General features: G+C 72.3%; 13 protein-coding genes. 6 read left to right on the plus strand and 7 right to left on the minus strand.

The genetic code is table 11. From position 1 onward, the window contains the following. Window positions 1–3: 3 nt before the first annotated feature. Window positions 4–657, minus strand: a complete 654-nt coding sequence (locus tag ACFXMF_RS22600; RefSeq protein WP_379987997.1) for a TetR family transcriptional regulator — start codon at window positions 655–657, stop codon at window positions 4–6. 61 nt (window positions 658–718) lie between these two features. On the opposite strand from ACFXMF_RS22600, the gene ACFXMF_RS22605 reads away from it, so the two are divergent. Beyond that, window positions 719–3,295: a beta-glucosidase gene (locus ACFXMF_RS22605; protein ID WP_379987998.1), complete on the plus strand. Its 2,577-nt coding sequence runs from the start codon at window positions 719–721 to the stop codon at window positions 3,293–3,295. Between the two features lie 57 nt (window positions 3,296–3,352). Here ACFXMF_RS22605 and ACFXMF_RS22610 read toward each other — a convergent pair whose 3' ends face one another. Together ACFXMF_RS22610 and ACFXMF_RS22615 are read right to left on the minus strand one after the other, a co-directional pair. Further along, window positions 3,353–8,818, minus strand: coding sequence for an amino acid adenylation domain-containing protein (locus ACFXMF_RS22610; protein ID WP_379987999.1), 5,466 nt, complete (start codon window positions 8,816–8,818; stop codon window positions 3,353–3,355). Further along, on the minus strand, window positions 8,815–13,842 hold the full coding sequence (locus tag ACFXMF_RS22615; protein ID WP_379988000.1) for an amino acid adenylation domain-containing protein: 5,028 nt from the start codon (window positions 13,840–13,842) through the stop codon (window positions 8,815–8,817). The genes ACFXMF_RS22610 and ACFXMF_RS22615 overlap by 4 nt, the downstream gene beginning before the upstream one ends. 387 nt (window positions 13,843–14,229) lie before the next feature. Here ACFXMF_RS22615 and ACFXMF_RS22620 point away from each other — a divergent pair, with 387 nt between their 5' ends. After that, the gene (locus tag ACFXMF_RS22620; protein WP_379988001.1) at window positions 14,230–16,161 is read left to right on the plus strand and encodes a glycerophosphodiester phosphodiesterase; all 1,932 of its coding nucleotides are present in this window, start codon (window positions 14,230–14,232) and stop codon (window positions 16,159–16,161) included. Window positions 16,162–16,208: 47 nt separating this feature from the next. Here the strand turns inward: ACFXMF_RS22620 and ACFXMF_RS22625 are convergent, their stop codons facing one another. Beyond that, window positions 16,209–17,060 carry a hypothetical protein gene (locus ACFXMF_RS22625; protein WP_379988002.1) on the minus strand — a complete coding sequence of 284 codons (852 nt, stop codon included), beginning with the start codon at window positions 17,058–17,060 and terminating at the stop codon, window positions 16,209–16,211. A gap of 113 nt (window positions 17,061–17,173) precedes the next feature. Then, on the minus strand, window positions 17,174–17,710 hold the full coding sequence (locus ACFXMF_RS22630) for a DoxX family protein (RefSeq protein WP_360322853.1): 537 nt from the start codon (window positions 17,708–17,710) through the stop codon (window positions 17,174–17,176). A gap of 132 nt (window positions 17,711–17,842) precedes the next feature. Between ACFXMF_RS22630 and ACFXMF_RS22635 the strand changes: the two genes are divergently transcribed. Continuing rightward, the gene (locus ACFXMF_RS22635; protein WP_379988003.1) at window positions 17,843–18,409 is read left to right on the plus strand and encodes a 2'-5' RNA ligase family protein; all 567 of its coding nucleotides are present in this window, start codon (window positions 17,843–17,845) and stop codon (window positions 18,407–18,409) included. On the opposite strand, the gene ACFXMF_RS22640 is transcribed toward ACFXMF_RS22635, so the two are convergent. Both ACFXMF_RS22640 and ACFXMF_RS22645 read right to left on the minus strand, forming a co-directional pair. Then, the gene (locus tag ACFXMF_RS22640) at window positions 18,406–18,759 is read right to left on the minus strand and encodes a DUF6204 family protein (protein WP_360322849.1); all 354 of its coding nucleotides are present in this window, start codon (window positions 18,757–18,759) and stop codon (window positions 18,406–18,408) included. The genes ACFXMF_RS22635 and ACFXMF_RS22640 overlap by 4 nt on opposite strands. Window positions 18,760–19,190: 431 nt before the next feature. Further along, complete coding sequence (locus ACFXMF_RS22645; RefSeq protein WP_360322847.1) at window positions 19,191–19,631, minus strand: Lrp/AsnC family transcriptional regulator; 441 nt, start codon at window positions 19,629–19,631, stop codon at window positions 19,191–19,193. A gap of 216 nt (window positions 19,632–19,847) precedes the next feature. Between ACFXMF_RS22645 and ACFXMF_RS22650 the strand changes: the two genes are divergently transcribed. The 3 genes from ACFXMF_RS22650 to ACFXMF_RS22660 all read left to right on the plus strand — a co-directional run bounded on the left by ACFXMF_RS22650 (window position 19,848) and on the right by ACFXMF_RS22660 (window position 24,677). Then, window positions 19,848–21,341 carry a YibE/F family protein gene (locus tag ACFXMF_RS22650; protein WP_379988004.1) on the plus strand — a complete coding sequence of 498 codons (1,494 nt, stop codon included), beginning with the start codon at window positions 19,848–19,850 and terminating at the stop codon, window positions 21,339–21,341. 2,194 nt (window positions 21,342–23,535) lie between these two features. Beyond that, window positions 23,536–24,138 (plus strand): helix-turn-helix domain-containing protein, encoded by a 603-nt coding sequence (locus tag ACFXMF_RS22655; protein WP_379988005.1) that lies wholly within the window; start codon window positions 23,536–23,538, stop codon window positions 24,136–24,138. A gap of 20 nt (window positions 24,139–24,158) precedes the next feature. Beyond that, window positions 24,159–24,677: a GNAT family N-acetyltransferase gene (locus tag ACFXMF_RS22660; protein ID WP_379988006.1), complete on the plus strand. Its 519-nt coding sequence runs from the start codon at window positions 24,159–24,161 to the stop codon at window positions 24,675–24,677. Window positions 24,678–24,708: the final 31 nt, after the last annotated feature.

Raw genomic sequence — 24,708 nt, forward strand, 5'->3', positions numbered from 1 at the left:
GGCTCAGCTTCCGTTCGCCGCTTCGCCGTTCCGCCGTCCCGAGGGCAGCGGAACGGCGAGCACGGCGAGGAAACGATCCAGGAACTGTCCGTACGCGGCCACCATGTCCACCCGGTCGGGTTCGAGCAGCCACTGCACCTGGAGGCCGTCCATCGCGGCCAGCATCAGCTCGGCGCAGTGCTCGGCGTCCACGTCGGCGGCGATGTCGCCGTCGTCCCGGGCCCGCGCGAGGTGCCCGGCGGCGATCTCGCGCGCGATCCGGTAGCGCTCGACGAAGTACGTGTGGGCCGGATGCGCGGGGTCGGTGGCCTGCACGGACAACGTCGCGAACAGCCGGATCAGCAGTGGTTGCCGGGCATTGAGCGCGACCACGTCCCGGCTGGCCCGCACCCAGGCGATGCCGGAGACGTCCACCTGCTCGTCCGGGGTCAGCGTCAGCTCGTCCTTGTAGCGCAGTACCGCGGTGAGCAGCTCTTCCTTGGACGCGAAGTGGTGCCGCAGGCCGGTATGGGACAGGCCCACCTGGGCGGCGATCTCGCGCAGCGAGACCGCGTCGTAGCCGCGCGTGGCGAACACCTCCAGCGCCGCGTGCACGATTTCCTGCCGCCGTGCGACACCGCGCGCGTACGGGCCGCGTGCCCCCGTGCGATCCGACATCCGTTCGGCTCCCCTCGTGAAAGCATTCCACCTGGAATGTATTGAATGTAGTGTGCCCCGCGTGTCGCAGGCCAACGGTCATGATGACCGCACCCTTCCCCCGTCCTCGGCCGAAGAGGCGTCCGGCGCCTTCGAGCCGCTCGAAACCACCCGCATACCCCCACCCCCGCACCAACCCGGGGCGCCGGACGCCCACACCCTCGAACTCGTCGAGGCGGCCCTGGCCCGCCTCGATCTCGAAGCCAGGGTCCGCCTGCTCACCGGGTCCGGATTCTGGCGAACCGCCGCCGAACCCGCCATCGAACTGCGCGAGATGGTGCTGTGCGACGGCCCGGCAGGCGTGCGGGGTGAGCGCTTCGACGAGCGCGAGCCGTCCGCGTCGTTGCCCTGTCCGACCGCGCTCGCCGCCTCGTGGGACGAAAGTCTGGTCGAGCGGCTCGGCGCGCTGCTCGCGATCGAGGCCCGCCGCAAGCAGGTCGACGTCGTACTCGGCCCGACCGTCAACCTTCAGCGCAGCCCGTACGCCGGCCGGCACTTCGAGTGCTACTCGGAGGAACCGCTCCTGTCCGGTCGGGTCGGCGCGGCGCTGGTCCGCGGCATCCAGGCCGGCGGTGTCGCGGCCACCGTCAAGCACTACACCGCGAACGACTCGGAGACCGAACGGTATTCGGTCGACGTGCGGATGTCCGAGCGCGCGCTGCACGAGGTTCACCTCGCCCCGTTCGAGGAGATCGTGCGGGCGGGCGGGGTCTGGGCGCTGATGGCCGCGTACAACAGCGTGGACGGCGTCACGATGACGGAAAGTCCGTTGCTGGAGACGCCGTTGCGCACCGAGTGGGGCTTCGACGGACTGGTCGTCTCGGACTGGTTCGCGACCCGCTCCACCGAGGGTGCCGGGCGGGCCGAACTGGACCTGGCGATGCCGGGACCGGGACCGGACCAGCCGTGGGGCGCGGCGCTGGTGGCCGCGGTGCGCGCGGGCCTGGTGCCGGCGGAGGCGATCGAGCGCAAGGTGCGCCGACTGCTGCTGCTCGCGGCCCGCGTCGGCGCGCTGGGCGCCCTCGTGCCGCCCGCGCCCCCGCGACCGGCGCCGGATGCCGCCGCGCTGCTGCGCGAGGCCGCCGCGGCGGGCATGGTGTTGTTGCGCGACACCGGGACGGCGCTGCCCCTGACCCCCGATACGCTGCGCCGGGTCGCGGTGCTCGGTCCCAATGCCGAGGTCGCCCGGATCCAGGGCGGGGGCAGCGCGACGGTGATCCCGCCGTACGCGATCAGCCCGCTCGCCGGGCTGCGGGCGGCGCTGGGGCCCGACGTGGAGGTCACCCACGCCGTCGGCGCGCGCATCCGGCACCGGCTGCCCGCGGTCACCGGCGCCGACGTGCACGACCCCAAGACCGGCGAGCCCGGCCTGCGGGTGCGCTTCATCGGCCCCGACGGCGAGCTGCTGCACGAGGAACTGCGCGGCGGCGGGCGACTGTTGTGGCTGGACGACCCGATCGTCGCGCGGGCCGTCGCGATCGAGGCGGTCGGCGTGCTCCGAGCTCGCGTCGACGGGCCGCACCGGATCGGGGTGGCCGGCGTGGGCCGGTTCCGGCTGCTCGCGGACGGTGTCCCGCTCGTGGACGACGACCTGGTGACCGAGGACCCGCTCGGCGGCATCCTCACCCCGCCCGAGCGATGGGCCGTGCTGGACCTGGCCGCCGATCGGGAGGTCGAGCTGCACCTGCGCCACGACTTCGCGGCGGAGCGTCCCGGCACCGGGTTCGTCCTGGGTGTGGACCGGCCGGTGGTGCACGAGGACGCCGAACTCGACCACGCGGTCGCCCTGGCGGCGCAGGCCGAGGTCGCGGTCGTCGTGGTGGGCAGCACCGAGGAGAGCGACAGCGAGGGCCGTGACCGCTCGCACCTGTCCCTGCCCGGCCGGCAGGACGAGTTGATCCGCCGGGTCGCGGCGGTCAACCCGAACACGGTGGTGGTGGTCAACAGCGGCTCGCCGGTGTTGTTGCCGTGGCGAGCGGACGTCGCGGCGATCCTGGTCTCCTGGTTCCCCGGCCAGGAGTTCGGCGCGGCGCTGGCGGACGTACTGCTCGGGCACCGCGAGCCCGGCGGGCGGCTGCCGATGACCTGGCCCGCGCACGAGGACGATCCGGCGGTGTTGTCCACCACTCCGGTCGCGGGCCGGCTCGACTACGCCGAGGGCATCCACATCGGCTATCGCGGCTGGCTGCGGGCGGGCGTGACGCCGGCCTACCCGTTCGGCCACGGCCTGGGCTGGACGACGTGGGAACACCTCTGGGTGGAAACGGTCGCCTCCGGCGCCGACTTCGTGGCCCGGGTACGGATCCGCAACACCGGCCCACGTCCGGGCCGGCACCTGGTCCAGGCATACCTGAGCCGCGCCGACGGCATGGTGGAGCGCCCTGTGTTGTGGCTGGCCGGCCACACCTGGGCGAGCGCACCGGCCGGCGCCGAGGTGACCGTCGAACTCACCATCCCGGCACGTGCCTTCGAGCACTGGTCGGCGGAATCCGGCCGCCGCGAGACCGAGCCCGGCGGCTACACCCTGCGGATCGGCGGCTCCAGCGCCGAGCTGCCGCTGACGGCGAAGCTGGAGGTGGGCCCGGGGTTGCGACCCTGACCCCGGTGTGGGGCGGCGGTGCTCGTCCGCCGCCCCACAATGCACCCGCCCAACCGGTCAGGACACCGGCGAGGCCGCCTCCCCCTTGCGGGCCAACTGCCGGTCGGCTTCGGCCTGGATGGTGTCCTTGTCGCCGATCTCCACGTCCGGGATCGCGTCCGGCAACAGGTCCTCCATCCGACTCAGCGGCCGGTACGACAACCCGATCAGACCCCAGACGCCCAGCGCCAGACCGACCAGGACCAGCAACAAGCCGGTGCCCCGGCCCGGCCCGGTGCCCAGCACCACGCCCACCGAATCGGCGAGCGCACCGTCCGACCGCAGCAGCGGCTCGAACACCTTGTCCGCCAGCGGGCCGGCGGTCACGAAGCCCAGCGGCATCATCGACATCGCCAACATCTGATTGGTGGCCAACACCCGACCCTGCAACTCCATCCCGACCTTGGTCTGGATCAGGGCCATCCAGTGCGAGTTCAGGATCATCAGCGCCGCCCACAACACGAACAACCCGACCGCGACGAACACCGGTTCCGGCCGACTGCCCGCGAACACCGCGGCCAGGCCGACCACCGAGGTGAAGCCGATCATGCCGGTGGCCCGCCGCGACGTCCCGCCCCACAACGCCATCACCAGCGCGCCCAATACCGCGCCCACCCCGCCGAACGCGGTCACCACGCCCAGCGTCACCGCCGAACCGTCGGCCAGCACCATCGGGGTGACCAGCACGGTGGCCACCGCGAACAGGTAGTTGAACACCACGAAGAACACCACCATCGCGACCAGTCCGCGCCGGCGCACGATGTACCGCCAGCCGGTGACCACTTCGCGCAGCAGCGGCTCCTCGCGCTTCTCGAACAGGGCGTCCGGGAAGCGCACCCGCAGCAGCACGGTCACCCCGATCAGGAAGGTGGCCATGTCGAACAACACCACGCCGTGCAGCCCGACCGCAGCCACCAGCACGCCACCGGCCAGCGCGGCGAGCATGTCGCCGGACCCGGTGCCCAGTTGGGCCAGCCCGTTGGCCTGACCCAGATAGCGCTTGGGCACCAGTTGGGCGATCGCCGCGATGTAGGCGGGTCGTTGGAACGCGTTGCAGACCGAGCCGACGCACGCCACCACGTACACATGCCACAGGTGCAGGTGGTCGGTCCACAACAACACACCGAGCGACAACATCGCGGCGGCGGCCACGGTATCGGTGACGATCATGATCCGCCGCCGGTCCACCCGGTCCGCCACCGCGCCCGCGATCGGCAACAACAACACCGCGGGCAACACCGCCGCGACCGAGATCATCGCGAAGTCGAAGGCCGAACCCGTCTGTAGGTAGACCCACACGCCGAGCGCGAACGTGGACAGCGCGGTGCCGATCATCGACACGAACTGGCCGCCCGCCACCTTCGCGAAGGTGGCCAGATCCGGCCGGGCCGAGGCCGGCCGCGGACTCGGCCGCTCGGCCGCCGGCGTCGGCCCCGCCGACCAGCGACCCAGCACCCGGGCCAGTTCGACGGCCTGATGTTTGAGGAAGTAGTGGCCGGCGCGCGGGATCACCGCCAGCTCGACCCGTGGACCGAAGTGCTCCCACTCGGCGTAGCGTTCCTCGTACAGCAGGGTCGCCCGGTCCTTGTCGCCCACCACGCACAGGATCGGCGCGGCCACCGGCACCGGCCGCTCGGCCCCGTAGGCGCGCGTGTAGAAGTCCTCGGCCTGCCGCACATCGTGCCGCAACGCCCGGATCAGGAAACGCTGTTCGGCCTCGTCGTAGACGTCGGTGAAACCGCCCATCGCGCGCAGGTAGTCGAGGTAGGCCCGATCGGAGAGCAACCGGTCCCCGGGCAGCCGCCGGGCCAGCCACTCGGCGAACCTTCCCGGCAGTCGCGCCGCCGGGAAGGTGCCGCCCAGCGCGACGCCGCGCAGCTCGGCGCCCGCCGCCTCCAGTCGCCCGGCCAGCGCGGTCGCGAGCGCGCCGCCCAGGCAGTGCCCGTAGAGCAGGATCGGCCCGCTGATCCGCTCGGTGATCTGCGCGGTCAGCCGGTCCGCGAGCGAGTCCAGCGCCTCGGGTTCGTCCTCCGGGCGACTGGGATCGTGGCCGGGCAACTCCACGGCGTACAGCCGGTGTTCGGCGGGCAGCGCGTCGGCCAGCGGTTGGAAGGTGATCGGGCTGCCGCCGCCGTAGGGCACGCAGACCAGGGTCAGCGTGGTCGGCCCGGCGTCCTTGGTGAGCCGGTGCAGCAGCGGGCGCGGGCGCTCGCCCGTGTCCGGTTCGTCGGCGCGTGCGTCGAGCAGAGCGGCGAGTTCGCGCACGGTGGGCTGTTGGAACAGGTCGATGATGGACAGGCCGCGGCCGATCGTGCGAACCGCGCGTACGGCGGTGAAGCTGTCACCGCCCAACGCGAAGAAGTCGTCCACCGCACCGACCCCGGTCCGGCCCAACACCTCGGCGAACGCCTCGGCCACCGCCGCCTCGGTGGCCGTGTCCGGCTCGACGTGGCCGGTCTCGGCCGGGGCGAGTTCGGGTTCCGGCAGCGCCTCCCGGTCCACCTTGCCCGCGCCGGTCAGCGGCAGCGCGGGCAGCACCAGCACGGCCGAGGGCACCATGTAGTCGGGCAGCCGGGCCCGGGTGGCGGCCCGGATCGCCGCGCCGTCCGCGGCGACCTTCGCCTCCGCGACCACATAGCCGACCAACTTGCGCGCGGCGCCCTCGCCGCGGGCCACCACGATCGCCTCGCGAACACCGGGCTGCGCGGCCAGTTCGGCCTCCACCTCGCCGATCTCCACCCGGAAGCCGCGAATCTTGACCTGGTGATCGGCCCGGCCGAGGAACTCGATCAGGCCGTCCGCACGGCGCCGGACCAGGTCCCCGGTGCGATACGCGCGGCGCCCGGCCCACTCGACGAAGCGCTCCTCGGTCGCCTCCCGCCGACCCAGATAGCCGCGGGCCAACCCGGCCCCGGTCACGTACAACTCGCCCGGCACGCCCACCGGCGACAACCGCCGGTGCCCGTCCAGCACGTACGCGCCGACGTTGCCGAACGGCAGCCCCAGCGGCGCGCTCGCCGCCCCGGCCGGCACCGCGGCCACCGGGGCACCGAGCATCGACACCGTGGTCTCGGTCGGCCCGTAGTGGTTGTGCAGGGTCAACTCCGGCCGAGCCGCCCGGATCCGGTCCACCAGATCCGCGCGCAGCGGTTCGCCCGCGCAGATCAGCAGCTCGCGCGGGAGCACGTCGGCGAGCCGATCGCCGAGCGCGGCCAGGCCCTCCAGGTGACTGGGCACCAGTTTCATCGCATCGATGCGATGCTCGCCCAGATACCGGGCGAACGCGTCCGGATCGGTGGCCTGGTCCCGGGTCAACAGATGCAGACATCCACCGCCGGTGAGCGCGCCGAACACGTTGGTGGTGCCCAGGTCCGCGGCGAACGTGGACACCAGCGCCCAGTTCCACGGCCGCCCGTCGGCCGTACGCCCCGGACCCACCCGCTCGCGCAGACCGGCCAGGTAGTTGCGGTAGTTGCGGTGCTCGACGGCGACCGCCTTGGGGGTGCCGGTGGACCCGGAGGTGAACAGCACGTAGCAGAGGTTGTCGGGCCCGGCCGCAACGACCGGGTCGGCCCGGCCACCCGCCGCTCCGGGGACGGCGCGCTCCGGCCCCGCCGGGGCCGCCTCGGGCACCACGACCGGCACCGAACCGGTCGCCCGCGCCCGCAGGTCCTCGGTGGTGACCACCGCGACCGCGTCGGCCGCGTCCAGCAACGCCCGCACCCGCTCGTCCGGATACAGCGGGTCCAGCGGCAGATAGGCGCCACCGGCCTTGAGAATGCCGAGCATGCCGACGATCAGCGCGCCCGAACGCTCCGCGAACAGCCCGACGACCCGATCCGGGCCCACCCCGAGGCCGCGCAGGCGACCCGCCAACAGCTCGGCCCGCGCGTCGAGTTCGACGTAGCTCAGCGTCCCGTCCGCGCCGCGTACGGCCGGTGCGTCCGGGGTGCGCCGGGCCTGCTCCTCGACCAGCGCGTGCAGCGTGCCCTCGGTGTCCCAGTCCCGGGCGGTGTCGTTCCAGCCCGCGAGCCGACGCTCCTCGACGGCCGTCAACAACGGCAGTTCGTCCACCGGTCGATCCGGGTCGGCGGTCATCGCGTCCAGCACGGTGGTCAGGTGCCCGAACACCCGCCGGATGGTCGCCTCTTCGTAGAGCACACTGCGCCAGATCAGGTCGGCGACCAGCTCGTCGCCGGGACCGGTGTCGAGCACCGCGACCGACAGGTCGAACTTGGCGGCCCCGGTGTGCGTATCACACCACTCGACCTCCACCCCAGGCAGCAGCGGCCGCGCAGGCGCCTGATTATGCACGTTCAACAACACCTGAAACAGCGGCGTATAGGCAAGCTCACGCTCCACCCCGAGCACATCGATCAACCGATCGAACGGCAACTCCTGCCGAGCAAAAGCCGCCAACGTATGCTCCCGCACCCGCCCCAGCAACTCCCGCACACTGACCCCACCGGACACATCCGTCCGCATAACAAGAGTGTTGACGAAACAGCCTATTAGGGAGTCGGTGCTGCTGTGCGTACGCCCGGCGACCGGACTCCCCACCGTCACATCCGAAGTCCCGTTATATCGACCCAACACCACCTGCAAGGCCGTCAACAGCACCATGTACGTGGTGCCCCCGGTACGTTCGGCCAACGCACGAATGCGCCGCGACCGCTCCGCCCCGAAGGCCACCTCGATCCGCTCGCCCCGGGTGTCCGCGACGGCCGGACGCGGGTGATCCACCGGCACCGTCACCGTGGTCTGTGCGCCCTGCAGACGGGCCAGCCACCAGGCCGACTGCCGATCGAGTTCGGCCGCGAGCGTGGTCTGCTGCCGGTACGCGACATCCGCGTACTGCACCGGCAGCGGCGGGAGTTCGGGTGGATGACCGGCACACCGCGCGGTGTACGCGGCGGCCAGGTCCCGGAACAACACGCCGATCGACCACGCGTCGGCCGCGATGTGGTGCAACACCACGCTCAGCACGTACCGCTCGCCGGAACACAACAGCGACGCTCTGATCGGCAGTTCGCCGACCAGGTCGAACGGGCGGCGGGCCTCGGCGGCGAGCAGCCCGGCCACCTCCGGCTCCGGCAGGTCGAGCACCGACACCCGGAACTGGTCGACGTCGTGCACCGTCGGCAACACATGGCCGTCCACGCTCGGATACACCGTGCGCAACACCTCGTGCCGGGCCACCACGTCGGTCAACGCGGCCACCAGCGCGGCCATGTCCGGTCGGCCGGACAGGCGCAACACCAGCGGCATGTTGTAGGCGGCGCCCTCGGGTTCGTACTGGGCGAGGAACCACATCCGGCGCTGCGCCGCGGACAGCGGTGTGGGCACGTCGGCGGGCCTGCGGGTCGGTTCGGCGCGGGGCGTCGCCACCCGGGCCCGGGCCAGTCGACGGCGGAGCAGTTCGCGGCGGACCTGCTCGGGGTCGGGCTCGGAGCGGGTGGTCAGGATCTCCTCGGAGTCGGTCATTCCTTGTCCCGGTCGATGGAAGGGTTCGCCAGGCCGTGACCGGCGTGGTTGCTCCACGGCCCCGGCTCGGCGAAGGCGCCGGGGTCGCCGAACTCGCCCGACGCGTCCGGCTCGCCGAGTTCGCCGAGTTCGCCGAGTTCGCCGAGCAGGATGTCCTCGATGCGCCGGGCCATCGCGGCCAGCGTCGGCGCCTCGAAAACCACACGCAGCGGGAAGTCGATCTCGAAGCGTTCGCTCACCAGCGCCATCAGGCGCAGCGCGAGCAGTGAGTTGCCGCCCAGCGCGAGGAACCCGTCGTCCCGGCCGATCCGGTCCGGACCGAGCAACTCGTGCCAGATCTCGGCCAGGATCTCCTCGCAGTCGCCCTGGGGCGGGGCACCGCTGCCGCCGGGCCGAGGTTCCGGCAGGGCGGCCCGGTCGATCTTGCCGGCCGGGGTCAGCGGCAGCGCGTCGAGCGGGACGAGCACACCGGGCACCAGATGCCGGGGCAGCCGTTCACCGAGGGCCGCGCTCAGGTCCACGGCGTCGAACGCGCCGTCCGTGACGACGTAGCCGACCAGGGTCGGCCCGGCCGGCCCCTGCCACAACGTCGCGACCGCGCCGGTGACGCCCGAGAGCGCGGTCAATCCGGCCTCCACTTCGCCGAGTTCGATCCGGAAGCCGCGCAGCTTGACCTGATGGTCGGCCCGGCCGTGGTACTCCAGCGTGCCGTCGCGTCGGCGGCAGGCGAGGTCGCCGGTCCGGTACATCAGCGCGCCGGGAGGCCCCCACGGGTCGCCGACGAAGCGCTCGGCGGTCTGTTCGGCGCGGCCCAGATAGCCCAGTGCGACCCCGGCGCCGGCGATGCACAACTCGCCGGGGGCATTGATCGGCGCGGGCCGCCCGGCCGCGTCGAGCACGTAAACGCGGGTGTTGGCGATCGGCGTGCCGAGCGGCACCACCCGCCGCACCGCGTGCGTGCGGTCCACCCGCAGGACGGTCGACCACACGGTGGTCTCGGTGGGGCCGTACATGTTCCAGACCCGGCCACAGCGGTCCAGCAGGGCCCGGGCCAGGTCCCCGGTGAGCGCCTCCCCGCCGCACAGCGCCACCAGGTCGGGTCGGCCGGTCCAGCCCGCGTCGAGCAACATGCGCCAGGTGGCCGGGGTGGCCTGACAGACCGTCACCTCGCGGCGGTCGAGCCACTCCGCGAGCCTGCGCCCGTCGGTGGCGGTATCCCGGCCGGCGATCTCGACCCGGGCGCCGACCACGAGCGGCAACCACAGTTCCAGCGCGGCGATGTCGAAGGTGAGCGTGGTGACGGCGGCCATCGTGTCGGCGGCGCCGAGCCCGGGACGATCGGCCATCGAGAGCAGGAAGTTGACGATGGCCCGGTGCGGTACCACCACCGCCTTCGGCCGGCCGGTGGAGCCGGAGGTGTGGATCAGGTAGGCCGGGTCCTCGCCCTCGGCCTGTTCGGGCAGCGCCGTCGCGGCGGCGCCGGTGACCTCGGGGCCGTCCACGAGGACCACGTCGTAGCCGGGATCGGTCAGGAGCGGGGTGCCGGCCGCGTGGGCTCGCTCCGCGACGATCAGGGTGACCTTGGCGTCGTCGAGCAACGCCCGATTGCGGGCCACCGGTTGTTCGGTGTCGATCGGCAGGTAGGCGGCGCCGGTACGCAGCACCCCCAACAGGGCCGCGGGCAGCAGGTGGGAGCGGGGCATGGCGATCGCCACCAGGGTGCCGCGTTCGGCGCCGTGCGCCCGTAGGGCGTTGGCCAATCGGTTTGCGGTGGCGTCGAGTTCGGCGTAGGTGAGGGTTCCGGTGTCGGCCGAGACGGCGGTTCGGTGCGGGGTCCGGGCGATCTGCGCCGCGACGAGATCGGGCAGGCACAGGTCGGGACGTGCGGTGGCGGCCGGATTGTCCGCCTCGATCAGCCGGGCGGACTCGGCCGGGTCGAGCATGATCGTCTCCACGATCGCTCGGTCCGGCGCGGCCAGTGCCTCGGCCAGCACGGCCATCAGGTGGTCGATCAGCGTCTCGATCGAGGCCGGGTCGTAGCGTCCGGTGCGGTACTCCACGGACAACAACGGCCCGTCGGACGGGAATTCGAGGAACATCGAGACATCGGTCTTGGCCCCGCCGTTGCACACCTCGTGCAGGAATTCCAGTTTCAGGTCCGGCAGTTCGACCGACGCACCCGGGTGGTTCTGGACCGCGAGCAGAATCTGCGACACCGGGGTCGAGGTCTCCGCCCCGCCCACACCGGCGAAGCGGAGCTGCTCCAGATAGGGCAGCGCGCAGTGATCGAGCGCGTCCAGCACCACCGGACGCAGCCGGTGCACCAACTCGCGGAACGTATCGCTGCCCTCGATCCGAAAGCGCAACGGCACGGTGTTGAGCAACGGGCCTACCACGTCCTCCAGTTCGGGATGCGGGCGGACGGCGAACGGGGTCAGCACGGCCTGATCGGTGCGACCGGTGGAGCGGTGCACGAGCGTGCCGAGCGCGGCGAGCAGGGTCATGTACAGGCTGGCGCCCTCGCCCGCCGCCCATTCCTCGGCGGCGCGCAGGAGTTCCGGATCCAGCCTGCGGGCCAGCCGGGCTCCGCTCGGGTCGAACGGGTCGGGACGGTCGCGGTCGCCGGGGATGTGCTGTTCGACGCCCAGGCCCCGCAGTCGGCCGGCCCAGCGCCGCGCCTCCTCGTCCTCGGCGTCCGCGTACCGCCGCTCCCATTCGGCCACGTCGCGGTATTGCAGCGTCGGTTCGGAAAGCGGCAGTCCCTGGTAGGCGCGGGCCAAGTCGCGCAACAGCAGACCGATCGACCAGCCGTCCACGGCGATGTGGTGCACGGTGAGCAGCAGTTCGTACCGGTCCGGGCGGACCCGCACGACCAGCGCACGCAGCAGTTTGCCCTCGGTCCGGTCCATCGGGCGGAGCGCGTCGGCACGCAGCAGGGCGTTCAGGCGTGCCTCGTGCCGATCCGCGTCGCCGTCCGCGTCGGGCAGGTCGAGCACCGGCACCTCGACCGGGTAGGGCGGGCGAATCTCGGCCACCGGCTCACCGGCCCGGTACGACAACGCGGTGCGCAACACCTCGTGTCTGCGCACCACTTCGCCCAAGGCCCGGCCCAACGCGGCCACATCCAGTGCGCCGGTGGCCCGAATCCGCAGCGGCACGTTGTAGAGCGCGCTGCCCGACGCGACCAACTCGTGCATCGCGAACTCGCGTTGCACGGTGCTCACCAGCGCGGGCCCGTGCGCGTCGCGGTACGGCGGGTCGACCGTCGAGGCCGAGTGCCCCTCGGCCCGGTCCACCCGCTCGGCCACGGCGGCCGGAGTGGGAGCGGCGAAGAACGTGTCCAACGGGATCCGGACCCCGCAGGTCCGCTCGATCCGGGCCAACAGGCCGACCGCCAGCAGCGAGTTGCCGCCCGAGTCCAGGAACGGGTCGTGGATGCCGATCCGGGTCGCGTCGAGCACGGCGCGGAAGATCTCGGTGATCCGGGTCTCGGTCTGCGTACGCGGTGCGACGAACTCGGTGTCCCGGAACCGGGATCGGGTCGCGGCGGGCAACGCCTTGCGGTCGATCTTGCCGTTGAGGGTGAGCGGCAGCTCCGCCAGGAGGGCGACCGCGTCGGGCACCATGTAGGTCGGGACCCGGGTCCGGCAGTGCGCGCGCAATTCGGCCGGGGTGGGCTCCGGAATCGGGTCGGCACCCTGCACGAATGCCGCCAGATAGGGTCCCGCCGCGTCCTCGCGCAGCACCACGGCGGCGGCCTGCACGCCCGGGTGGCCGGTCAACACCGCCTCGATTTCGCCCAGTTCGATGCGGAAGCCGCGCAGCTTGACCTGGTGGTCCACCCGCCCGTGATACTCCAGCACGCCGTCCGGCCTGCGGCGGACCAGGTCGCCGGTACGGTATCGGCGCTCCCCCGCCACCGTGACGAACCGCTCGGCGGTCAGGTCGGGGCGGCCGTGATAGCCCTGGGCCAGGCCGTCGCCCGCGAGGTAGAGCTCGCCGAGTTCGCCGGGCCCGGCCGGGGCGCCGTGTTCGTCGTGGACGTGCGCCGTGGTGCCCGGCAGCGGTATGCCGATCAGCGGCTCGGCCCGGTCGGTGCGGTCCACCAGCGCCCAGGTGGAGTACACGGTGTCCTCGGTCGGCCCGTACAGGTTGTACAACTCCTCGATCTGCGGGCACGCGTACACCTGGTCCGCGACCCGACGCGAGAGCGCCTCGCCGACCAGGTTGATCGTGCGCACGCCGCGCGGCAGTCCGGGTCCGCGTAACAGCGCGGCCATCGCGCTGGGCACGGTGTTGATCAGGGTGACCTCGTCCCGGGCCGGCGCGTCGGCGAGTGCGAGCACGTTCTCCACCAGGACCACCGTGCCGCCGACGACGAGCGGGAAGAACATCTCGTAGACCGAGATGTCGAAGCACACGGAGGTGGCGAACAGCACCGCTTCGGCCTGGTCCGGCCGGTAGGTGTCGGCCGCCCAGCGCAACATCGCGGTGACCCCGCGGTGGGTCACCCGCACACCCTTGGGGCGGCCGGTGGAGCCGGACGTGTAGAGCACGTAGGCGAGATCGTCCGGGCCGGTGTGCGCCCGGGCCGGCCGCACCCCGGTGGGCGGCTCGGCGTCGACATACACGAGGTCGGCCGTCGCGCCGGCGAGCAGGTGCTCGTGCGCGCGATCGGTGACCACGACGGGAGCCTGCGCGTCACCGATCACCCACTCCAGGCGCTCGCGCGGATACTCGGGGTCCAACGGGACGTACGCGGCCCCCGCACGCAACACCGCGATCAGCGTCGCGAGCAGGTGCGGGGTGCGCGGCAGGCAGACGCCGACCAGATCCCCCTTGGTTACCCCGGCCATCGCCAGGCGCGCCCCGATCACGTCGGCCCGATTTCCCAACTCGCGATAGGAGAGCCGTTGTTCGCCGGCGATCACGGCGGTCGGCGTGGGCGAGTGATCGATCCGGGCAGCGAGCAGAGCGGCCAGGGATGCGGCCGGATCCGATTCGGGGAAGGCGGTTGGACTCATCGACTCTCCTGAGGTGTCCTGGTGCCGATTCGTGGTCGGCGGCGCAGACGATGTGCTCCCGGGGAGATCGTGGAGGAAAGCGTTGACTGTGCCTAGCATCTTCCCCTCACTACTTCGGGTTGGCTCAAAGTCGCCGTCACGGGCGGCCCGGCCGGTGTTCGTCGTCGGATGGCTCAAGAAGTACCGGGTCGGGCTTGTACCGCGCTTGGCGCGGGATTGCGGAGCCCGAACAGGCACGCCCGACCGCAAGGACGACATGGACCGATACACCCGAACTGCCGACACATGGGGCGATACATCCGAATGCGCTCGTGCGTACCCGATCGTTGAGCAGAGCTTCGCCGTCGCGTATTCGGGGGTTCGTTCGCGCTTCCTACCGTTTCGATCATGTCCTCGCAAACGTCTTCGTCCCCGTTCCGGCTGCCTCGGCGGCATCGCTCCCGACTCCGGGCCGGTGCCCTGGTCGCGGCCCTCGGCCTCGGCGCCGGTGCCGGCCTGATCGACGTCCTGCCCGCGAGCGCGGAGCCCGCCGGCGCACCGGCCGCCGACGAGGTGGTGGTCTCGGAGGACTTCGCCGGCTCCGCGCTGCCCGACGGGTGGCGGGCGGTGGAAGGCGACTGGAAGGTGGAGAACGGCCGCCTGGTCGGCAGTTCGGTGAACTCCGGCCAACAGAGCCGGATCACCTTCGGCCGGCACCTGGAGGACTTCCGCTTCGAGGCGGTGGTCCGCTTCGAGAGCGCCGTCGACACCGCCCGCTGGACCGCCTTCGGCCTGGACGTGCCCGCCGGCGGAGCGCCCCCGTGGTCGATCGCCACCATGCGGACCGGCAGCACGGCGGCCAACGGCCTGGAGTTCGCCCAGCGCACCACCGCCAACACCTGGAACGTGACCGACACCGGCTCGGCGCCGACCGCCGCCGGAACCGGCCGGGACGTCCGGGTCGCGGTCGAGGTGCACGGCAGCCGGGCCCGCCTGGTGGTGGACGGCCGCGAGGCGCTGCGCAGCACCCGGGTCCAGCGCTCCGCCGACGGCGCGCAGGCCCTGCTGGTCAACGGTGCCCGGGTCTCCTTCGACGAGGTCCGGATCACCCGGATCGCCCCGGAGGCGAACGCCTACCTGCGCGCGCCCGGCGCCCCGCCGACCGTGATCGCCCACCGGGGCGCCTCCTCGGCCGCGCCGGAGAACACGCTGATCTCGGACGAGACCGCCCGCCGGGCCGGCACCGACTGGATCGAGAACGACGTCCAGCCCAGCAAGGACGGCATCCCGCACATCCTGCACGACGACACGGTCGACCGGACCACCGACGGAAAGGGCCGGATCCGCGACCTGACGGCCGCTCAACTCGCGGGCCTGGATGCCGGTTCGTGGTTCTCCCCGCTGCACTCCGGGGCCCGGGTGCCGACCCTGCGCGCCCAACTCGACGACCTGCGCGCGCGGGGCGGCAACCTGCTCCTGGAGATCAAGGGCAGGCACAGCAGGGACGAAGTGGCCCGGATCGTCAAGGACATCCGCGACACCGGGATGAGCGGGCGGGTCTTCGTGCAGAGCTTCGAGGTCGACGCCCTCGTGTTCACCCGTGAGGTGGCGCCGGACCTGCCGCTCGGTCTGCTCCGCAGCGCCCTGGACGCGGACCCGGTCGCCCTGGCCCGGCAGCTCGATCTCAAGGCGTACAACCCCTCGGCCGCCGCGCTGGCCACCCGCCCCGGACTGGTCGCCGACCTGCACCGCGCCGGCGTCGCCGTGATGGCCTGGACGGTGGACGACGCCGCCGGCTGGAAGACCCTGGACACCGGAGGCGTGGACGCGGTCATCACCAACCGCCCCGCCGAGCTGGCCGGTTGGATCGCCGCGTGGCGACAGATCGGACCGCCGGTGTCGCCCGTCGCCCCGACGGTCAAGGTGCTCGCACCGGCGACCGGCGCCCGGGTGGAGCGCGCGAGCAACCCGGTCCCCGCGCTCGCCACCACCGGCGCGGACGTGGTCCGACTCACTCTGGACGGGCGGGAGTTGGCACCCGGGACGCCGATCGACTCAGGCAGCCTGCCGCTCGGCGCACACACCCTGCGGGCCGAGGCCAAGGGCCCGGGCGGCAGTACGGCGGTGGAGTCCACCTTCACCGTCACCGCGTCCGGAACCGGCCTGGCCCACCTGATCCTGACCTCCGCCGCCGACCGCAACGCGATCGCGACGCTCACCACGATGCTCGCCCACGAGCAGTACGACGCGCTGGCCCGGTGGGCCGACAACCAGGCCGGGCGCACCATCCCGACAGCTCGTGCGCTTCTCATCGCGGGCGACGCGCGCGCCCTGCGCTGACCTACCTCGACACACCGGTGGGGGCACGGGCTTCGCCGGCCCGGCCCCTACCAGCCGTTGCCCTTCAGGTCGGGATACGCCCGCCAGTAGTCCACGAGTTCGACGAAGGACGGGTCGGTGACCAACCGCAGCCATTGCTCGCCGGTGATCGCCGGGACCATCCGGGACCGCGGATGCGGGACGATCCCGAGGTCGACCCGGCCGCCCCGGTACCGGAAGGAGGAGGACACTCCCCAGTCGGCAGGACCGACCGGGACATCGGTGCGCTCGGGAAAGTAGACGGTGGCGAACTCGCCGTTGGGCAGCGCCCCGTCGACGCAACCCCGACCGGCGGCCCGAGCAGGTGCCGGCCTGCACCGGGGCTCGTATCGATCCACGCCGAGTTGCGGGCGGGATCCGGAAGCCATCGCCACCGCGCCCTTGGGCGATCGCTCGCCCATCCGGCCCGGATCGATGTACAACACGACCCGATACTCCGTGCCGTCGACGGTGAGCCGGTAGTCCCCGAACGAGCTCTCGCTGATCGCCATCGCCGCTCCCGGCGGCAGGTGTTGTTGCAGAACCTCGGCCACCTTCTGGCGAAATGCCTGCCGCTGTCGAATCAGCCGGCCGGACAACTCGGCGTCGTAGCGGCCGTCTTCGGGACCGGGCAACACCGGATAGGACCGGCTCGCCGGGGCAAGTGTCGGCCCGGCGCCGACCCGGTCCGAGTCGCCCCCGGCCCACGGCGGCCACGCGAGCAGCACCGCCGCGGCGACCGCGGCCGACGTCGCGAGGGCGAGCGCGACTCGGATCGTGGTCCGAGGGCGGTCCGGGTGCCCTGTGCGGACCGGGCCCGGCCCGGCCGGCTCGATGGTGTGTTGCGTCGCGGGGGCGTCGTTGTCGTCCGTCGATGTCACGCCGCTTCGATGGTCACCTACGTGAATCGGTTCCCGGCCACACGTGGCGCGCACGCTGCCTCACTTGCCCCACTTGCCTCACCTGCCGCACCCGCTGTACCCGCACGCGGGTGTCAGCGGCCGGGCACCAGGTCGGCGAGCCGGTGGGCCGCGTCGGTCGAGGTCGCGCTCACCTTGGCGCTGCGACGGGCGAGGTTCGCGTCGTGGCGCAGCGCGTGTGCCCGTTGGCGGGTGCGCCAGGCGAGCGAGGGTTTGCCGCCGGTGTCCGCGGCGGCGATCAGCAGGCCGCCGAACATCGACACGTTCTTGAGGAAGTGGATGCGCTGCCCGGCGCGTTCCCGACCGCTCTCGGCGGCCCAGAATCGATGGCCGGCGATCGTGGTCGGCAGCAGGGTGACCGCGAGCGCGAGCGCGGCCAGGCGCGGCACCCGGCCGAGCGCGAGCAGCGTGCCGGCAACCAACTGCACGCCGCCGTTCACCCGTACCGCCGTACGCGGGTCGGCGGGCACCACCGGCAGCCACCCGGCGATCCGGCGCACCACCGGTTCGGCGGCCGGCACCACCCGGTCCGGATGCACCACGCAGTCGTAGCCCTGGAACAGGTGGATCGAGGCGATCATGGGACGCGCGAAGACTCTCAACACAGCCATGGCGGGACGAGTGCCCCCGGAACCGGCGCGTCGAACCCACCCACACGCGACGCCGACCCCGATGGGCGAAACACCCCGGCCGCGATCCGACGATGGCCCGGTAGGACCGGACGCGGACCGTACACTGCGGGAATGCCCGAACGGAACGCGGCGAGTGCCCTGGTGTTGCTGGTCCCCGACGTCGAACAGGTCGTCGAGCCCTGGCGCAAGCGCTACGACCCGCGCGCCGCGGAGGGGATCCCGGCGCACGTCACGGTGCTCTATCCGTGGCTCACGCCCGCGGAGATCGGCCCGACGGAGCTGGCCGCGCTCGCCGAGATCGCCGCCGCGCGGCCCGTGCTGGACCTGGTCTTCGACCGGGTCGGCCAATTCCACCGGGGGTTGTGGCTGGCGCCCGATCCGGCCGAGCCGGTACTGCGCCTGATCGACGCGGTGACCACCCGATGGCCCGACCACCTCCCCTACGGCGGCGCGTACCTGGACGACGCCGACGACGTCGGCCCGCACCTGACCGTCGCGCTGGGTCAGGGTCCGGACGAACTGCGGGCCCTGGCACAGGAGGTGACGGGCCGTCTGCCGCTGACCACGCGCGTCGACCGGCTCGACCTGGTGGTCTGCGACGACGACGGCAACTGGTCCCTCCGGGACTCGTTCGCCTTCGCGGCACGCGCCACGACCGGCGCCGCCGGGACGCCCTAACCGGCCGCGCGGGCCCGCCGTTGGCGCTTGGACAGCGCCGCCAGGGAAAGATCCTCGGCCTGGGCCTTGAGATTCTTGTAGCCGTAACCGCGCTCGTTCAGCCACGCCTCGGCACCGGCCAACGCCCGATCGGTCGCCGCGACGATGTCCTCCTCGGCGTCCCCGGAATCCAGGAACCGAAAGGTGAAAAACGGCCGCGCCGCAACGTCGTAGGTCACCTGCCCCTCCGCCGTGAACGCAGCCCGCAACACATCATGCTCCGCCGCCACCGCCAACAACCCGGCCCGCTGCACATCACTGAGGCCATCGAAGGCCCCTCGAACGGTAACCCGAAAAACACGCTCACCCATGCCCGAACCCTAACCACCACCACAACCGGATATCGAAACGCGCACGGGTGTGCGGGCGCCTGCTCACGCCGCCGGCCCGCCCGCGTGCCGTCCGTCCGCGTTCGCGCCGTCGCTCACCCGCGCTGCCTCCCGCCCGTTCGTGCGGCTGCCCGCTCGCGTCCGCACCCGGCCGCGTGCACCGCCTCCCCTGCGTCCGCCCGCCCTCATCCCGCCCCACCCCGCGTTCCGGTTCGACGCGCGACCGGCCGGTAATCCGAACGCGACGGGCGGCAACGCGCACGCGCACGCACGCGCACGCGCACGGGCCGGCAGCGCAGACGAGCAGGGACTACGGACACGGGCGGACAGGCGGACAGGCGGGCGAGCGGGCGAGCGGGCGGCCACCCGGGCACAGACGGGCAGGTGGCGCGCGGACGGGGGCGGGAGGTGGGTCAGCTTTCCTTGGTCCAGGAGCCCAGGACCATCAGGGTCTTGGTGCCGGTTACGTTGCCGCTGCGGCGGAGGTGGTCGATCACCTGTTGGAGGTGGGTGATGTCGCGGACTCGGACGTGGATGAGGGCGTCGGGGTCGCCCGCGATCGTGTAGACGGCCTGTACCTCGGGGGTGTCCGTGGCGGTGCGGACGATCTCGCCGACCGGCATGCTGCCCGGATAGCGCAGTTCGGTGAACGCCTCGACGCCCCAGCCGAGTTTGGCGTGGTCGATCTGGACGGTGAAGCCGGTGATCACGCCCTCCTCGCGCATCCGGTCCACCCGGCGCTTGACCGCCGCGACGGACAGGCCGATCTGGCCGGCCATCTCGGAGAAGGTCCGCCGCCCGTCCTCGCGCAACATGCGCAGGATGGTGTGGTCGATGCTGTCGATCTCGGCCATGCTCGACGCTCCCCTCCTCGACGCTGCCACGCAAAACGCCAGGCCCTGAACCCGACCGGCAGGCAAGAATCTTGCGGCCTCGGGGCGATCCCCCGCAAGTTGCTTGCGCCGGTGGCCCACGACGGCTCAGGCTGCGGAACCAGCCTTGCGGCCCGATACGCTTCCGCCGAGATCCCGCCTCGATGACGCGTCGGCCGGATCGGGAGGGGCTGGGCCATGGACAGGACACGGGCGGATCACGCGGATCACGCGGATCACGCGGATCACGCGGATCACGCGGATCACGACGGTACGAACGAGGTCCCCGGCGCGCACGTTCACCCACCGGGCCACGGGCACAGCCACGCGCACGGGCCGCCGTCACCCGCGTCGGCCCGGCTGCGCCGCCTGGTGGCCGCCGTACTGATCCCGTTCGCGACGGCCGTACTGGTGGGCCTGGTCGTGCTGTGGCCGGGCGGCACCCCGCCGCACCCCCGTACCGGAGCCGGCTTCGACCAGGAGACCCGGGACGGCCGCGTCACCAAGGTCGAGGAACTGCCCTGCGCCCAGGCGGACGCCGAGGTCTTCGCCGGCCCCACCGACGCAGGCGGCACCCCGGGTACGGACGAGCACCCCGGCGGTATCCCCTGGCCCCCACCCCCACTCGGCGCGTCGGGCGCACCACACGCCCCGAATACCCCGGCCGCCCCCGCCGACTGCCGCCGCGCCACGATCGAGGTCACCTCCGGCGCCGACCGGGGCCGACGGTTCACCGAGTTGCTCCGGCCCGATCAGCCGCGCCGGTTCTCGGTCGGGCAAGGCGTGGTGCTCGCGTACTCCCCCGGCGCGCCCGAGGACCTGCGCTATTCGGTGATCGACGTCCGGCGCGGCCCACCGATGTTGCTGCTCGCGGGCCTGTTCGCGGTCGCGGTGATCGTGGTGGGTCGGCTGCGCGGCCTGACCGCGCTGATCGCACTCGCGATCAGCTTCGCGGTGTTGTCGTTCTTCATCCTGCCCGCCATCCTGCACGGTTCCGATCCGCTCCTGGTCGCGGTCGTCGGCGGCAGCGCGATCATGTTCGTCGCGCTGTACCTGTGCCACGGCCTGTCCACCCGCACCTCGGTCGCGGTGGTCGGCACGCTCGTGTCGTTGTCCCTGATCGGGGTGTTGGGGTCGCTGTTCATCGGGTGGGCGCACCTGACCGGCAACACCTCCGACGAGACCGGCCTGGTCCACGCGATGTATCCGGACATCGAGTTGCACGGCCTGCTGTTGGCCGGATTCATCATCGGCTCGCTCGGCGTACTCGACGACGTGACCGTCACCCAGACCTCGGCGGTCTGGGAACTCAAGCAGGCCGACCCGACCATGACGGCCCGTCGGCTGTACCGAGCCGGCATCCGAATCGGCCGCGACCACATCGCGTCCACGGTCAACACCCTCGTACTGGCCTACGCGGGCGCCGCGTTGCCCCTGATGTTGCTGTTCTCCATCGCCCGTCGGGACGTCCTGGACGTAGCCACCAGCGAGATCGTCGCCGAGGAGATCGCCCGCACCCTGGTCGGCAGCATCGGCCTGATCGCCTCGGTCCCGGTCACCACCGCCCTGGCAGCAATCCTGGCCGCAGCCGACCACGGCAAACCCCCACGAGGCAAGCCGAAGACAGACGACCCCACACAAGCCAAGCCCACTCCCGTACCCACGCCCCGGGGACGACACCGGGGGCGCTGACCGGGGTGTCGGCGTCGGGCGGCGGTTGCGTCTTGGTGGGGTTGGGCGCGGGTGGCTTTGTGCGGAACGGTCGGCGTGGGCTGGGGGTGGGGGCCTGGTCTCGGAGGCGCGGGTGGCCGGGAGCCTTGGGCTTTCCGGCGAGCGTGCGGTGTTGCTCGGCGAAGGGGCACCGGCGGCAGCGAAGCGGAGGCAGTCGGTCCGGTCGGGTCCGCTGGGGAGCCTCCCCGAGTGGGCCGGGCGTCTGCGGCATGCGGCTGCGTCTTGGTCGGCGGCGGGTGGCTTTGTGCTAAGCGGTCGGCGTGGACCGGCGGAGATGGGCCCGGTCCCACGGGCACCGGCGGCCGGGAGCCTTGGGCTCCCCGGCGAGACGTGAGCGTTGCTTGCCGGAAAGGCGCTGGCAACGGCGGAGCGGGAGGGCGCTTTCGTCGGGTCCGCCGGGGAGCCTTTCCGAGTGGGTCGGGTGTTCACGGCCGGCGGTCGCGTGTCGGTGGGCAGCGGGAGGCTCAGTGCTAAACGGTCGGCGGAGATGGGCCCGGTCCCACGGTCACCGGCGGCCGGGAGCCCTGGACTCCCCGGCGAGACGTGGGTGTTGCTTGGCGGGAAAGGCGCTGGCAACGGCGCGGAAGGGTGGGCGGTCCGGTCGGGTCCGCCGGGGAGCCTTCTCGAGTGGGTCGGGCGGTCGCGGCATGCGGTCGCGTCTTGGTCGGCAGCGGGAGGCTCAGGGCTAAACGGTTGGCGTGGACCGGCGGAGATGGACCCGGTCCCACGGTCACCGGCGGCCGGGAGCCTTGGATTCCCCGGCGAGAGGCGCGTGTTGCTCGCCGGAAAGGCGCTGGCAACGGCGGAGCAGGTGGGCGCTTTCGTCGGGTCCGCCGGGGAGCCTTTCCGAGTGGGTCGGGCGGTTGCGGCATGCGGTCGCGTCTTGGTCGGCAGCGGGAGGCTCAGTGCTAAACGGTCGGCGTGGACCGGCGGAGATCGACCCGGTCCCACCGTCACCGGCGGCCGGGAACCCTGGACTCCCCGGCGAGACGCGGGCGTTGCTTGGCGGGAAAGGCGCTGGCAACGGCGGAGCGGGTGGGGCGGCCCGGTGAGGTCCGCCGGGGGGCCTTCCCGAGTGGGTCGGGGGCGGTTCGGTGGGCGTTTCGGGTCAGGTGGTTGGGTGCAGGGGCTGTCGGAGGGCTTTGAGGGTCGCGATCGGGATGCCGAGGCTGCTTTGGGCGTGCGGGTTTGTGCTGACCTGCGGTTTTGCGAGGTTGCGCGGTGCGAGTGCGTGTCGAAGGCCGGTTTGTGAATGCCGGTGATGGATTGCGTGTGGACCGGGCTCGCGGTGGGCGTTTCGGGTCGGGTGACGGGGGCCGCCCGCAAGGATCGCCGACGGGGTGCCTTTCCGGGTGGGGCGGGCCTGTCTCGAGGGGCGTTTGGGGTTGGGACGGTCGGATGAGAGGTGGTCTGAGGGGTTCGAGGGTCACCATCGGGATCCCGAGACGGTTTCCGGCACCCGAGTTCCCGCTGACCTGCGGCTTTACGGAACCGACCGGCGAGAGTGCGTGTCGAGGGCCGGTTTGTGCACCCCGGCAACCGAAACCGCCCACTCACAGCCCCGCCCTTCTCCTTCTCACCCGCAACCGCCCACCCACCGCACGCCGAAACGGCCCGACCCACTCGGGAAGGCCCCCCGGCGGACCCGACCAGACCGCCCACCCTTCCGCGCCGTTGCCGGCGCCTTTCCCGGCAAGCAACACCCGCGTCTCGCCGGAGAGCCCAAGGCTCCTGACCGCCGGTGACCGTGGGACCGGGCCCACCTCCGCCGATCCACGCCGACCGTTTAGCACAAGGCCATCCGCTGCCCACCGACACACGACCGCCGGCCGTGAACACCCGACCCACTCGGAAGGGCCTTCGGCGAACCTCCCCGGGCCGCCCTCCTTCCGCGCCGTTGCCAGCGCTTTTCCCGCCGAGTAACGCCCACCTCTCTCCGAAGAGACAAAGGCTCCCGACCACCGGCGCCCCGGGACCACGCCCACCTCCCCCAGCCCACGCCAACCGGTTAGCGCAAGGCACCCGCCCCAACCCCACCAAGACGCACCCCCCGCCCAAGGCCGACCCGACCCCGGGCCGCTGACGCCGGTGCCCGGAAAAGCGCAGGTACCCCCCACCCTCCCACTCGTCTCATATTCGGGATACTGTCCCCAGCATGAGAAGCACCGATGACAGCGCGGCAGCGCCCCAAGAAGGTGGCCCGGCGGAGATCGAGGGGCGGTTGGCTCGTCGGCTGGCCGGGCTTCGGGGGGAGCGTGGGTGGTCGTTGGATGAGTTGGCGCGGCGGGCCGAGGTGAGTCGATCCACGTTGTCCCGGTTGGAGCGGGGCGAGATCAGTCCGACGGCGGCTCTGCTGGGTCGATTGTGCGCGGTGTACGGGCGGACCATGTCGCGGTTGTTGGCCGAGGTGGAGGCGGAGCCGCCGCAATTGGTGCGTGCCGAGCGGCAGGAGGTGTGGGTGGATCGGGCCTCGGGGTTCACCCGGCGGTCGGTGTCGCCGCCGCATCCGGGGCTGCGGGGCGAGGTGGTCCAGGGGGCGTTGCGGGGCGGCGCGGACATTTCCTACGACGGGCCGCCCGTACCGGGATTGGAGCAGCACATCTGGGTGTTGGAGGGGGTCCTGGAGGTGACCGCCGGCGGCCATGTCCACGAGGTGCGCGCCGGGGACTGCCTGCGCTTCCGGTTGTGGGGACCGTCGCGCTTCCGCTGCGCCGGTCCGGAGCCGGTTCGGTACGCGCTGCTGATCGTCCTGCCGTAAGAAGAGCCACGGAGACCTCGATGCACACCATCACCCGGTTGACCCCCGACGACTTCCGAGCCGACGTGGTCGGCCTGGCCGACCTCCTCACCGACGTCGTCGCCGACGGCTCCTCGCTCGGCTTCCTGGCGCCCTTCGACGCGACCGAGGCGGCGAGTTGGTGGCGAGCACGGGAGTCGGCCGTCGCCGACGGCAGCCTGTGCGTCTGGATCGCACGAGGCGCGGACGGCGTCGCCGGCACCGTGAGCCTGGCCCTGGAACGCAAGCCCAACGGCCGGCACCGCGCCGAGGTGGTCAAGCTCATGGTGCACCGCGACGCCCGAGGCCACGGCCTGGGCCGTGCTCTGCTCGCCACCGCCGAACAGGCCGCCGCCCGGGTGGGCGCCACCCTGCTACTGCTCGACACCGAGACCGACAGCACCGCCGACCACCTCTATCGCGCGGCCGGCTGGACCCGATACGGCGTCGTCCCCGACTACGCGGCCGACCCCGCCGGCGCGCTCCGGGACTGCAGCTTCTACTACAAACAACTGAGCTGAGCCACCCCAATCCGCCCTAACTCGCCGTAAC

This window comes from Embleya sp. NPDC059213 (genome assembly GCF_042754445.1).
GTDB lineage: Bacteria > Actinomycetota > Actinomycetes > Streptomycetales > Streptomycetaceae > Embleya.